The sequence below is a fragment of the Paenibacillus sp. FSL R5-0749 genome, assembly GCF_038595085.1.
In the GTDB taxonomy this organism is placed as follows: domain Bacteria; phylum Bacillota; class Bacilli; order Paenibacillales; family Paenibacillaceae; genus Paenibacillus.
Genome location: NZ_CP152005.1, coordinates 5,425,752 through 5,438,662, shown reverse-complemented (window position 1 = coordinate 5,438,662; position 12,911 = coordinate 5,425,752). Strand labels below are relative to the sequence as shown.

The 12,911-nt window shown below is 50.5% G+C and carries 10 protein-coding genes; all 10 read left to right on the top strand.

Annotation, left to right across the window (positions count from 1 at the left end):
- The first annotated feature begins 648 nt into the window (after positions 1 to 648).
- Entirely contained in the window at positions 649 to 1,605 is a 957-nt protein-coding gene (locus MKY85_RS24300) for a glycosyltransferase (protein WP_342570970.1), read from the top strand.
- A 41-nt stretch (positions 1,606 to 1,646) separates the two neighbouring features.
- A complete protein-coding gene (locus MKY85_RS24295; RefSeq protein ID WP_342570969.1) occupies positions 1,647 to 2,762 on the top strand; it encodes a glycosyltransferase family A protein in 1,116 nt (371 codons plus the stop codon).
- On the top strand, positions 2,759 to 3,532 hold the full coding sequence (locus MKY85_RS24290; protein ID WP_342570968.1) for a glycosyltransferase family 2 protein: 774 nt from the start codon (positions 2,759 to 2,761) through the stop codon (positions 3,530 to 3,532). The genes MKY85_RS24295 and MKY85_RS24290 overlap by 4 nt, the downstream gene beginning before the upstream one ends.
- Positions 3,529 to 4,260 carry a sugar phosphate nucleotidyltransferase gene (locus MKY85_RS24285; RefSeq protein ID WP_342570967.1) on the top strand — a complete coding sequence of 244 codons (732 nt, stop codon included), beginning with the start codon at positions 3,529 to 3,531 and terminating at the stop codon, positions 4,258 to 4,260. The genes MKY85_RS24290 and MKY85_RS24285 overlap by 4 nt, the downstream gene beginning before the upstream one ends.
- A 5-nt stretch (positions 4,261 to 4,265) precedes the next feature.
- Positions 4,266 to 5,813: a GT-D fold domain-containing glycosyltransferase gene (locus MKY85_RS24280; protein ID WP_342570966.1), complete on the top strand. Its 1,548-nt coding sequence runs from the start codon at positions 4,266 to 4,268 to the stop codon at positions 5,811 to 5,813.
- Between the two features lie 66 nt (positions 5,814 to 5,879).
- Positions 5,880 to 7,589, top strand: coding sequence for a glycosyltransferase family 2 protein (locus MKY85_RS24275; protein WP_342570965.1), 1,710 nt, complete (start codon positions 5,880 to 5,882; stop codon positions 7,587 to 7,589).
- A gap of 422 nt (positions 7,590 to 8,011) precedes the next feature.
- Entirely contained in the window at positions 8,012 to 8,980 is a 969-nt protein-coding gene (locus MKY85_RS24270) for an aminoglycoside phosphotransferase family protein (RefSeq protein ID WP_342570964.1), read from the top strand.
- Between the two features lie 200 nt (positions 8,981 to 9,180).
- Positions 9,181 to 9,459 carry a glutaredoxin family protein gene (locus MKY85_RS24265; RefSeq protein WP_036605813.1) on the top strand — a complete coding sequence of 93 codons (279 nt, stop codon included), beginning with the start codon at positions 9,181 to 9,183 and terminating at the stop codon, positions 9,457 to 9,459.
- A gap of 342 nt (positions 9,460 to 9,801) precedes the next feature.
- Positions 9,802 to 11,145, top strand: a complete 1,344-nt coding sequence (locus MKY85_RS24260; protein ID WP_342570963.1) for an LLM class flavin-dependent oxidoreductase — start codon at positions 9,802 to 9,804, stop codon at positions 11,143 to 11,145.
- Between the two features lie 117 nt (positions 11,146 to 11,262).
- Complete coding sequence (locus MKY85_RS24255) at positions 11,263 to 12,906, top strand: ABC transporter substrate-binding protein (RefSeq protein ID WP_342570962.1); 1,644 nt, start codon at positions 11,263 to 11,265, stop codon at positions 12,904 to 12,906.
- Positions 12,907 to 12,911: the final 5 nt, after the last annotated feature.

Here is a 12,911-nt window from a genome sequence, read left to right as displayed (position 1 = left end):
GACAAGAAACGATTGGAACAAAATTGGCTGGGGCCCTAGCTCGGGAGGTGTTAAGTACGACACCAAACGAAAGGGTGACCGTTTTATTCAGTTCAGTCCGAAGGTGTAATCGTCTATTGTGCTCCACTTTCAGAAAGCCGGGGGTTGTCCAATTGCGCGGGCAAAAGATTCGTTTACGAAAAACTGGGGTGTTCAATCCGGGTTTGCATAAATGACGAAGGCAGTGTGTTCTGAACGGCATCACTCCTCTCAAGAGTAGAATGAAACGGTTTAACAGGTTCTGTGAATGAGATCATCATCTAATCAACCTAAGGTCAATAAATAGATTCAGAAAGACAAATGGGAACTTATGTTCACCATAAGGTTATTTTTGTAAATAAAACTGCTTGGAACGTATATTATCACAGTGTAAAACTTTGGAAAAGATGCAAATTTAGATTTTTTTTAAAATTGTGTCTGAAGTAGGGGAGAGGTAGCGTTTTTCACATATTTTGACGTATTTTGTCTAAAATCAAGGCCTGTACCCTCGTGTTCACAGAGAGAACCTGCTTCGTGCAAGGACATACGCCGTTTCCACTGCTCCACGAATACATAGAATAACGTGTACTCCCTTGGCATGCCGATGATTGAATGCGGGAGGTGAAACTGTTGCGCAAAACCCGTACCACAGCACGTTATGCAGCCCGCTCAAATGAGACACGCAGAAAAACAGTGCTGAAGAAACGAAGAGGGAAGTCTGGACACAAAAAGGGTACAAAGGCCTATACGTTCGTTATTCCATCCAGACAGCTGATGTCAAGGGCTAGGGATGGAGTAGAGAATGGAGCGGAAAATGGCATGAGTGATGCACCTGCCCATGGGGATGGTTCTCAGCGTCCGCTGCTGTCGGTGATTATCCCTGCTATGAATGAGGAGAAAACGATTGGTACAGTTGTACGTGAAGCGCTGCGGATATGCCGTGATTCTGAGGTGCTTGTCATTGTGAATGGCTCAACAGACGGCACGGCTAACGCAGCCAAACGAGCTGGAGCACGAGTGCTTACGTATGCAGAAGCACTGGGGCATGATGGAGGACGAAAAGTAGGCGCAGAGGCGTCCTGTGGTCAGGTTTTGCTTTTTACTGATGCAGATATCGCCATTCCCGCAGAGCACCTTGCACCTTATGTGAAAGCTGTGCTGAAGGGAACGGATGTGGCACTTAACGACTACCATGGGCCAGTTACTCGTCATCCTGTTCATCCGGTCGTGGAGGCCAAACACATGTTGAACAGCATACTCGCAAGATCCGATCTCCGGGGGGCATCCATGACAGCTATCCCACATGCAATAAGCCGAAAAGGACTTGAGGTCATGGGAATATCCTCACTGGAAGTTCCGCCACTCGCACAAGCCAAGGCTGTGATCGGTGGACTTCGGGTACGCGCTGTTCACCACGTACCTGTGGGTAGAATGAATGCAGTACGAATCAAAAAGCGAAGCGGACCCGATCCGCTAAGTCAAGTGGTGCTGAATGATCATATGGCAGCGATCAAGTGGATTACGGATACGCTCGGCCCCCGCGGAGGGTATACCGATCTGAAACGTGTTCGCAACCTGGCGAGGTAAGCATGTCGCATCGGATGATGCAACATGCTGGAGGTGAGGAAATGAAGGGACGATCAGGGATTGCCCGCCGCAGGCGGACAACAAATAGACGAACGAGAGCAGCAAGAATAGGAATTAACAGGCGTCGTGGGAACAAGAAGCATGTGGAGCTTCAAAAAACAAGAAAAAGCCGATCAACGTCTGGCCAAGTGGATCTGCACTTGATGTGGAAAGCGGGGCAAGTTGCAGGAAACGAGGCGAAGGCGAACAATACAGCATCAGACAAACACGCACGTCTCGTATGGAATGCACACGCGGCGAACGTTACGGAACTAAGCAACTTCGATCTAGCCCTGAAGGCAGGTAAGGCATTTATGCAGGGTTATGCTCATGCCTCGGGACATTCATTGCAGATCGTGCCAGTTCCCCTTCGTCATTCGGCTGCTGCCGTTGTCTGTGCCTGTAATGAGGAACACACACTGGGGCAGGTGTTATTGCAATTAAAGCGATTGCCTCTGACGGATATCATTGTCGTACTGAATGGAACGACAGATGACAGTTTGAAACAGGTACTAAAGCAACCTGGTCTTACAGTAGTCTATGAACCGGATCGGGCAGGACATGATGTCGGGCGGGCTCTTGGAGCCAAGATGACGGATGCGGAGTCGGTACTCTTTGTGGATGGAGATATGGTCGTCCCGGCTGAACAGCTTGCACCCTTTCTGTTCGCCGTTGATCGGGGACAGGATGTGGCGTTGAATAAACTGACGTCTTTGCTTCCTGCGTTTGCCGGGCAGGATGAGGTAAGCAGGATCAAAGCATATCTGAACCGAATATTAGGCCGGGCAGATCTCGGTTCCAACTCCATGACAGCCGTGCCTCATGCATTATCTCGTCGTATGATTCAGACGGTGAAGCCAGCATCACTGGCCGTTCCACCTAAAGCACAAAGTCTAGCTATTCAGCATGGAATGAACGTCTCCGCACCAAGTCAGGTGGATGTTATTCGTTCCAATCGGTTGCGTCCTGGTAACACGGGAAGTGGGAATGATGTCGCCAGATTGATCATCGGAGATCATCTGGAGGCACTGGCTACATTACTGGGTACAGGTTGGAATTCAGCTCAGGCTCACACACTCTCCCGTGCAGAAGTGGCTTACAGGAGGAACGCCAGATGACACTGACGAGTATCATTATCCCAACGTACAACGGTCTGGATCTGATCAGGCCCTGCATCGATGCCATACGTCAATACTCAGGCGATCCTGCGTCGTATGAAATTATCGTTGTTGATAACGGCTCGACGGATGGAACGGCTGAATATTGCGCGCTGGAGCGAATTCGATTTGTAAGGTTTCCGGACAATCGGGGATTTCCGGCCGCGTGTAACGCTGGACTTCGAGCAGCTTGCGGTGATGAGCTGCTGCTGTTGAACAATGATGTTACGGTCACGCCCCGTTGGCTGGAGAATCTGCGAATGGCTCTGTACAGTGACGCAAGTATTGGGATCACGGGTCCTGTTACGAACTATGCAAGCGGCATCCAGCAGATTGAACTGACGTTCCGTGACATGGAACATTTTCAGGAGTTGGCCAATTCCAATAATTTTGCGGATTCTTCAAGGTGGAGGGAAGTTCGCCGAATCGTCGGTCTGTGCATGCTGATGAAACGAAATGTCGTGGAATCGGTTGGACTGCTTGACGAGGCCTATTCTCCGGGACACTATGAAGATGATGATTATTGTTATAGAGCAAGATTGCAGGGTTATCGCTTGCTGGTATGTGGAGATGTTCTCGTGCATCATCAGGGAAGTGCCAGCTTCCAGAAGACAGATCCGATAGCATGGAAACAACTGCTTGAGCGTAATCGTTCGATTTTTATGAACAAATGGCATGTCGATCCGCTTGAATATATGGACATATCCGATGAAGGAGGGAACGTGGAATGAAAGGTGTAATTCTTGCCGGCGGAACAGGAACTAGACTGTATCCGCTGACCCGGCTCATTAACAAACATCTGCTTCCAGTCGGAAAACATCCGATGATTATGTACGGCATTGACAGGCTCCGCCAGGCAGGTGTTGATGAAATATTGATTGTGATTAACAAACATTCCGCCGGGCTATATACAGAGTATCTTGGTGGCGGAGCGGATCATGGGGTCAAGTTGACTTATCGTATTCAGGAAAAGGCAGGCGGGATCGCGGAAGCATTGGATCTGGCGACATCCTTTATTCTTCCTGGCGAGAAATTTGTTGTGCTTCTCGGCGATAATCTCTTCAGTGATGATCTGAAGCCGTATGTGGACCGCTACATGCAGCAACCTGCGGGTACAGCACGAGTCCTGCTCAAAGAGGTGGATGATGCACGACGTTACGGGGTGCCTGTCTTTGATCCACAGCATCCGCAGCGAATCTCGTATATTGAGGAGAAGCCAAGCCAGCCGAAAACCTCTTATTGTGTGACGGGAATATACATGTATGATGATCATGTTTTTAACCTGATTCGCAATATCTCGCCGTCTGCGCGCGGAGAACTCGAAATTACGGATGTGAATAATCACTACGCGTCTGCTGGCGGACTGGAATACGACATTTTGCAGAAATACTGGAGTGATGCAGGTACATTTGATTCGCTCCAGGAAGCAGCCGTTCGCATGAAAGGACAATTGCCCTAAAATGAATGCGCCTGATGCTGCCGCTGTGCGGTGCCCCATGGGAGCAGAACACCCTGCGCCGGAGCTGGAAGGATGCTCCGGCGCTTTGCGCAGCGACCATCCTCGTGCATGCCAAAGGAGGGAATGGCGTGAGAGTAGTGACACGCACCGGGCCTGCTGAGGTCACTGTGTCAGGTAAGCCCCGGGGCATCCACCCGGCTGTATTAATGGGCAGTGGCACTCCGATAGCAGCAGGTACCGGGCCTGCTGGAGTCAAAGGTGTGAAGTCAGGGAAACGCAGTACCCTGACGAAAGCGGGGACATCTGCCGGCGCAGCGCATAAGGTCCGTGCAGGCAAAGCGAGCAGCCCAGGCACTGTTGTTGGCAACGCAGGCAAAGCTGGCCCTGCGAGTGCGAGCAAAGCGGCGAGAGCCAGCCGCACCCGCAAAGGCAAAGCCGGCCCGCGCCAGGCCACTGCTGGGCGCAAGCCTGCACCCGCGCGGGGCGGGCGTGCCGCTGCCCGCGCCAAGCAGCGCACGGCGATGCGCCGTGCGCTCATGCCAGCACCGCAAGCCAGCACGCCACAGGCGATGCCTGCCAGCGGTGCTGGCCCCGCCCTGCGCCAAGCGACACATCCGAAGGGTGTCGCTCCCGCGGGGCGGGATGGCGCTGCCGCCGCGCATGCGGGCAGCCCCAAGGGCTTGCCTGCGCCTGCACAGCTCGCGGAGCATGCAGTGCAGGCGCAGGCCGTGCCCGGCGGCTATGCCGAGGGCTACCGCGACGGCGTATTCGCCGGCGGGGAGGCGCTGGTGGCGCAGCATATCCCGCCGGATCACATTCTGCCTGTCGTGGCGGCGGCAGATTTGATCGCGGCGGGATTTCGCCAATACGCGCCCAGCCTGACCCGGCTGTCCAGCCCGCATGAGATGGCTGGACACATCGTGGCGGCGCTGGATGCACAGCGCCCCTTGTCTGTCGTTCGCCTCGGAGATGGCGAACTGCTGACGCTGGCAGCCGATACGGTGCTGCCCGGCCAGGAAGTGCAGGAGCTGGCACCGTTTCTGCCCTATGCGGGGGTGCCATGCTCCACGCCAGACATCCGCGCGATGCTTGCGGAAGCCATTCAGGCCGCCGACTGGGTTGGCGTCCCGATCTCGCGGGCGCCCACATTCCAGGGGCTGCTCTTCCCCGTATTGCGTCACTTCGGAATCGACTGGTCCCGGCTAAAGTTGACCAGCTCTACCATCAATTACAGTCTGCACCAGTCCGGCTTGCTACTGCCATTGCTGCAAGGGCGGCGGGTTTTGCTTATAGGCAGCCAGGCCGCAGAGCTTGGAGCACTGCTGCATAACCGGGGGATTCATGTCACAGGCATCATTGGTTCTGTGACGGGAGTGATGGACATTCCGAGGGTAATGCAGCTAACCGCAGAACATGCCTTCGATATTGCATTGGTGGCAGCGGGTATTCCGGCGGTCATTCTGTGTCGGCGAATCGCGGGTGAACTCGGCAAGGTCGCTTTTGATTTTGGACATTTGGCTGACAAACTGGTAAAAGGAGAGCTTCAACTCTAGTGGACCGTCCGGAGGCTGGTCATATGCGCATTGGCCTCACGGACGAGTGGAAATGGAGGGAGCAATATGAGCACACCCGATCAACAGCGCGGGGAAGAACGTCATGGCCGCAGCAACAAGGTTAATGTTCGAAACGACAGCCGTCGAAAGGGTCACAGTCATCACAACATCACGTCAAATAACAGCACTCGCAGTGAAAACAGCCGGAATGGGAGTATAAGCAGCGGCAAAAAAACGGCCCGCCCTGCCTCACAGCGCGATGTCTCGCGACCTGCCATGGTCGTCCTGCATGCAGCAGTTCGTCGCTCAACGCGGAAATCCAGACGCAACGGTAAAAGCAGCCGCGCAACCAGAGCCAAGCTCTACAAACAGGGTTATCATAGAGGATACGACGAAGGTGTCCGCCAGGGACAGAGTTCATTTGGTCTGGTTTTTGAAGGGGTTAGCATCATTATTCCCACGTACAATCAACGGGAGTATGTGCTGCAATGTGTGTCCAGTATTGAAAAGCATACACCTGCCCCCTTCGAAATCATTGTCGTGGATAATGCCTCCAAGGATGGAACTGCCAAGGCCATGCTCCGTAAAGGCGGCATGGTGAGGGTAGCAGCACTGGATCAAAACCGGGGGTTTGCCGGAGGTGTTAATCACGGGCTGATGATGGCAAGAGGACGACATATCATTGTACTGAACAACGATACGCTGGTTACTCCGGGTTGGCTGGATAATATGATGACATGTCTTGCCAGTGATCCGAAGATTGGTCTGGTGGGTCCGGTGACCAACTATATTGGCGGGGATCAGCAGATCGAGGTTCCATATCGTGAGGTAGGAGAGATGTGGTCTTTTGCCGCCATACAGAATCGTCCGGATGCAGACAAACATCGAATCACGGATCGTCTGGTCGGATTCTGCTGGCTATTCTCGCGGGAACTGCTGGAACGGGTAGGTTATTTGGACGAAGGGTACGCGGTGGGCAATTATGAAGATGACGACTGGATCATTCGGGTGAAGCTGGCAGGATACCAGCTTGCGGTAGCCGGGGATGCCTTTATCCATCACTTTGGAAGTGTCAGCATGAAAGCATTGGGTGAGCAGGATTTTGCAGTAGTGAACAAGGATAACGAGCAGTTTTATAACCAAAAGTGGGGAGATCCTCATGGCCTGGTTGCCGAGACGTCCCGGTTGGCGAGCCAACACACCTCTGGTACCTCATCCGGCCAACAGGAGGATAGAGACATGAGCACAATCGATTCGCGTCAGCGAATCTCAACACAGGGTAGCCAAGATCCAGCATTACAGTTTAGACGCAGTTGTGAGTTCTACCCGGAAGGTGCGTTCCTGTCGGATGCGAAAGGTGATGTCTATACGTTAACTAGCGGTCTGCGGCGTAAGCTGAACATTCCTGTACCTCGTGGAATATCCCCTGTTCAGGTGGCCAAACCGGATCTGCTCGCCATTCCTGCCGGAGATGCACTGATATCAGCAGGTGACGTGCAAGGTTGGCCGATGGAGTCACATCAGGTGCAGAACAAAGCGGTCCAGGATTCTCCACATCTCTGGGCAGAAGGAAGTATTGTTGCCGCAGTGGATGCACCCGAGATTCGATATCAGATCAGCGGAGGCAAGCGGAGACGATTTGTATCGGTCTATGCCGCAGAACGTTGGGGTATACATTCCGGGCATATTATCAGCGTGTCTGCGGAACAGCTGAATTCGTTGGAAGAAGGATGGCCGATTATCGCCCCACCTCAGCTCTTGAACCCGGATCTGTAATGTCAGGCAATCTGTATATCCGGATCAGCAGCATGATGCGGAATGGAAGATGCAGCGATATCCTGTGTAATCGCTGTGATTCATTCCGCATCCGAATATTACATATGAGATCGTAACTATATAATCTGAATTGAAGATTATTTATACTGACACTACGATGACAGAATAACCTTCCAATCTCTGTTATCCCCAGATGCTTTCGATTCCCTTTCTCAAGGGGAAATCCAGGGATAGCGTATGCTTCCGATGCAGCTTTCTTTCAGAAAGCTTGTAGGTGAAGTGTATGCTTTCGAAGTAGCTTTCTTGCAGAAAGCTTGTAGCTTCGCTTTTTCAGGTTCTTTCTGTCCTCTCCGTTATCGTATAAATGATTAGTTCAACTTATATAGACCACTTAAAGTAAAGCGATTGAGGGAGGATACGGGATGAAGAATTCTGTAGTCAGACAAGCTGAACAGATTGCCAGTGATTTTCTGCTTGAAAAAGTAAAATGCTCACATCATATCCTCGGCAAAGGTTTTGTTAATCAGGTCTGCCTGGTGGAGACGGCAAGTCGTAAAGTGGTTGTACGCATGAACGATCCAGATACATATTCCACCTTTGTGAAAGAAAAATGGTGTATCGAACGGGCAGCAAGTGCCGGTATCCCTGGGCCAAAGGCATTATCCGTTGGAGTCAACTCCGAACATGCCTATATGATTCAAACGGTTGTGGAAGGGGATAACGGTTTGGACACGACAGTGTCTCCAACCGTGATTTGGAGAAAACTCGGAGAGTACACAAAACAGTTTCAATCCATCTCAGTGAATGGCTTTGGAAGGGAAATGCACGATGAGGTACAAAATCAATTCTATTCTCCCCCGCATCCAGGATCAGATGGCAGTTGGCAAGGTTATGTTCAGTACAATATCAATAGTCTGACGGAGCAGGACCCGCTGATCGAGCTTGGTGTCATTACGATGAAGGAATCACAGGTCGTAAGGCAATGGTTTGAACAATTAAAAATGCAAAAGTTCCGCTTTGGTTTGTGCCATGGCGACCTCTCCTTGAAGAATACAATTGTGAGTTCTACGGGTGAGATAACCCTTTTGGATTGGGGAAATGCAGAGGTTACTGTCGTGCCGTATGGGGATATCATTCAACTCATGCAATGCCAGCTACAAGGGAATGGGCCTGATAAAGAACAATTGAGAGCGTTTTTAGAAGGCTATGGGACAAGTATACAAGAGCAGGAACATGAACTGAATCAAGCGAGACATGTGTTGCTGTTGAAAGCTTTCGATACATTAAGGTGGGCTATAGATCGAAGTCCGGATCAGATCAAGTTTTACACTGTATTAGCGAAACAAGCTTTTGAACAGGTTTGGCGAAATAATAGGCAATCTTTCCTGTAAAATCGTTCATCTTTCAAATATAAAATTTAATCTTTCTATTTAACTATAGGATTATTCTATTAGCAGATCCATTGACGCATGAAGGGCGCAGGAGTACATTTATAGCCATAATTCTTATTTAACAGATGGGAATTGAAGGTCTAGAGCATTCGGAGGAATTCCCCGGACCTTAATTTTAAAACCTAGCAGGAGGTATGTCGATGTCATCATCAACCAAAAAAGTCGTGCTGTGGAGCAAAACAGGCTGTCATTTCTGCGGGGAAGTGAAAGCATTTCTGACAGAGCGAAACCAGCCTTTCGAGAACATTGAAGTACAGGGTAATGACGTACTGCGTGATGTGCTTGAAGCTAAATATGGCATTCGGCATGTACCCGTTATTGAAGTGGGAGGGGACGGCAAGTTCGAAGCTTTGCTGGAACCTGATCTGGAAAAGCTGGCTGAACTTCTGGCACGAGCGGACGAAGCAGCAGCAGTCTGACGAGGATCCATGTACACTTTGAATCTGGCAGTTCCAGCTGTTGCATGATGCAATAGGCATGATGCAGCAGTTGGAATGTTTATGAACCGGAGGCTTGTACGAGATGTAAATGCTCTACATCTAACTCCATGATACGTGCATTCACATCTTCAATACACATATAGAAAAAATCTATTAGTCGCGCTGTTGACCCTTTTACGGGGCAGTGATAAGATTTGTGAAATTAAAACAAACCAAACTCATAGGAATAGTTAACTTTTAGTTGATTCGCATATGTTAACCCTTCAGAACGACCCTTGAACATTCTTTTGAAGATTTTAATCCAAGGAAGGCGGAATGCACATGACAGCGAAACGCAGTTTGAAATTCGGAGCAATTGTACACGGCGTCGGAGGCAGCAATACGACATGGAGACACCCGGAAGTTCAGGCAGATGCCAGCGTTAACTTTGAGTTCTACAAACGTCAGACGCTGAAAGCGGAAGAAGGCAAGTTCGATCTTGTATTTATCGCAGACGGCCTGTATATTACCGAGAAATCCATTCCTCATTTCCTGAATCGCTTCGAACCGATCAGTATCCTGTCCGCTTTGGCTGCCGTTACTTCACGGATTGGACTGGTGGGTACCCTATCGACATCCTATAGTGATCCGTTCACCGTAGCCAGACAGTTCGGTTCCCTGGATCAGATCAGTGATGGCCGTGCAGGCTGGAACGTTGTGACCTCCCCGCTAGAAGGGACAGCGAAGAACTATAGCAAGAGCAACCACCCAACGCATCCGGAACGTTACCGCATCGCTACGGAATATCTGCAGGTAACCAAAGGACTGTGGGACTCGTGGGAAGATGATGCCTTTGTAAGAGACAAAGAGAGCGGTGTATTCTTCGACCCATCCAAGCTGCACACCCTTAATCATGAAGGAGAATTCTTCTCCGTACAGGGTCCGCTCAACATTGCCCGTTCACGGCAAGGGCAGCCGGTAATTTTCCAGGCAGGTTCTTCAGAAGATGGCAAAAACCTGGCTGCGCAAGAAGCGGATGCTGTCTTTACCGGACACGATACCATTGAAGATGCACAAGCATTCTATAAGGATGTCAAAACACGGGCTGCTTCCTATGGACGTTCTTCACAGGATATTGTCATTCTGCCAGGCATCAATCCTATTGTTGGACGGACGGAAGAGGAAGCTGAACAGAAATATCAGGAAATCGCAAGCTTGGTCACGATAGACAAAGCATTGGATTACCTGGGACGTTTCTTCGAACATCATGATTTCTCCCAATATCCATTGGATGAGCCTTTCCCGGAGTTGAACGGAATTGGAAGCAACAGTTTCCGCAGTGGCACGGACAAGATCAAGAAGGATGCCAAGGAGCAAGGATTGACGTTGCGTGAAGTGGCTCTGCGGGCAGCAACACCACGCAGCAAATTCCTGGGCACACCGGAGCAGGTCGCTGACAAAATTCAGGAATGGTTCGAGACGGAAGCGGCAGATGGCTTCATTATTGCTTCCGAACTGCCAAGTGGATTGTCTGATTTCGTAGAACTGGTTGTTCCAATTCTGCAAGAGCGCGGCCTGTATCGTACGGACTATGAACACGATACATTGCGAGGTAACCTTGGGGTGCAAATTCCGGTTAACCGTTATACAGCTGCCAGGGAGCAAGTTGTATCTGATCTGGCATAATTGAGATGAACTCAACCATTCACACTATTTTAAAACCGACTTAACTCATAGGATATATCAAGTATTAGGTATACGCATCATTATAATGACACCTGTATACACAGAGGGGGAAGCGATATGAACAGGTCTATCTCATGGATGAAATATCTGGCATTGGCAGCAGTATTGGTGATGGTATTATCCGGTTGCGGAGCAGCGGGAGGCAGCACGAACGGTGCAGCCCAGGCTTCAGGCGGAGAACAGGGCGGGCAAGCCGAAGGAGGCAACCTGACTTTTGCGCTCGCGACTTCCCCGGATACGCTGGACCCTCATCGCAGCGGGCTTGCCGTAGCTGTACGCGCCATCCGCACGATCTACGACAATCTGGTTGTGCAGCTGCCTGATGGCTCCATCAAACCCTGGCTTGCTACAGAATGGAGCGTATCCGAGGACGGCAAGAGTTATACGTTCAAGCTGCGTGAAGGCGTGAAGTTCCATGATGGTACGCCGTTTAATGCGGAAGCCGTGAAATACAATCTGGACCGAGTGATTGATCCGGCCACCAAAGCTGCCAATTCTCTAGCCCTGATTAGACCGTACAGCTCCTCCGAGGTCATTGATGAATATACCATCAAGGTAAATCTGGATTCACCATCGCAGGCTTTTCTCGGCAATCTGAGTCAGGCACTTCTGGGGATCGTATCCCCTACAGCTGCCCAAAAATATGGCGATCAACTGGGTAAAAATCCGGTGGGCACAGGTCCATATACCTTTGTGAAATGGGATGAAAATGCCGATATCGTCGTTGCCAAAAACAAGGATTACAACTGGGGACCTGAGACGGTTGAAAATAAAGCCGCACCTCATGTGGATACGATCACATTCAAGATCGTACCGGAAGAATCGACACGCATCGGAAGTGTTCAGAGTGGTCAGGTACTCGCTGCCGAGACCGTTCCGCCGCAAAATATCGCTGCATTAAAGAACGATCCGAACCAACAATTGTTGCAGGCCAATACAGTTGGATTGCCATATACACTCTTTTTCAATCTGCGCAAAGCGCCTTGGGATGATGTGAAAGTAAGACAGGCGGTACAATCCGCTGTAGATGTGGAATCGATTGTCAAAACATTGTATCTGGGCAACTATGAACGAGCGTGGTCTGCACTGTCTCCTGGAATCCTGGGATATGATGCATCGCTGGAAGGAAGCATCAACCCGGACATCAACAAAGCCAATCAGCTATTGGATGAACAAGGCTGGGTGAAAGGCGCTGACGGCATTCGTGCCAAAGATGGCCAGAAGCTGACCCTGCGTTATGTCGATGGTTCACCCAATCGGGAGAAACGCAATGACATTGCTGCGATTATCCAGCAACAGCTGAAACAGGTAGGCATTGCCGTTGAAGTGGAGATTACGAAAGACGTAGCAACGGTCATCTATCAGAACTGGGATTATGATCTCTATGGCAATAGCCAGGTCAACTCCGACCCGAATGCCTTGTACGCCTTCTATCATACGAGTGCAGAGGGGCAGCGTCCAACCTTATCCGGTTTGTCTGATCCAAAGATCGATGAACTGCTGGAGCAGGGAGCTGTTGAGAGTGACGCGGATAAACGTGTCGAGATCTACAATCAGATTCAACAATACCTGATTGAGCAAGCGGTCATTCTACCGATCTATGTATTCCCGTATACTATTGCAGCATCCAAAAAGGTCGAAGGCATAAAGTTCGATTCACTCGGTTATCCGCTCTTTAACGACGTCCGCATTCAGCCTTAATAGGA

Coding starts and splice junctions, on each gene's coding strand:
- MKY85_RS24270 (WP_342570964.1), top strand. CDS start 8,012: ATGAAGAATTCTGTAGTCAGACAAGCTGAACAGATTGCCAGTGATTTT.
- MKY85_RS24290 (WP_342570968.1), top strand. CDS start 2,759: ATGACACTGACGAGTATCATTATCCCAACGTACAACGGTCTGGATCTG.
- MKY85_RS24260 (WP_342570963.1), top strand. CDS start 9,802: ATGACAGCGAAACGCAGTTTGAAATTCGGAGCAATTGTACACGGCGTC.
- MKY85_RS24275 (WP_342570965.1), top strand. CDS start 5,880: ATGAGCACACCCGATCAACAGCGCGGGGAAGAACGTCATGGCCGCAGC.
- MKY85_RS24285 (WP_342570967.1), top strand. CDS start 3,529: ATGAAAGGTGTAATTCTTGCCGGCGGAACAGGAACTAGACTGTATCCG.
- MKY85_RS24295 (WP_342570969.1), top strand. CDS start 1,647: ATGAAGGGACGATCAGGGATTGCCCGCCGCAGGCGGACAACAAATAGA.
- MKY85_RS24255 (WP_342570962.1), top strand. CDS start 11,263: ATGAACAGGTCTATCTCATGGATGAAATATCTGGCATTGGCAGCAGTA.
- MKY85_RS24280 (WP_342570966.1), top strand. CDS start 4,266: ATGCGCCTGATGCTGCCGCTGTGCGGTGCCCCATGGGAGCAGAACACC.
- MKY85_RS24265 (WP_036605813.1), top strand. CDS start 9,181: ATGTCATCATCAACCAAAAAAGTCGTGCTGTGGAGCAAAACAGGCTGT.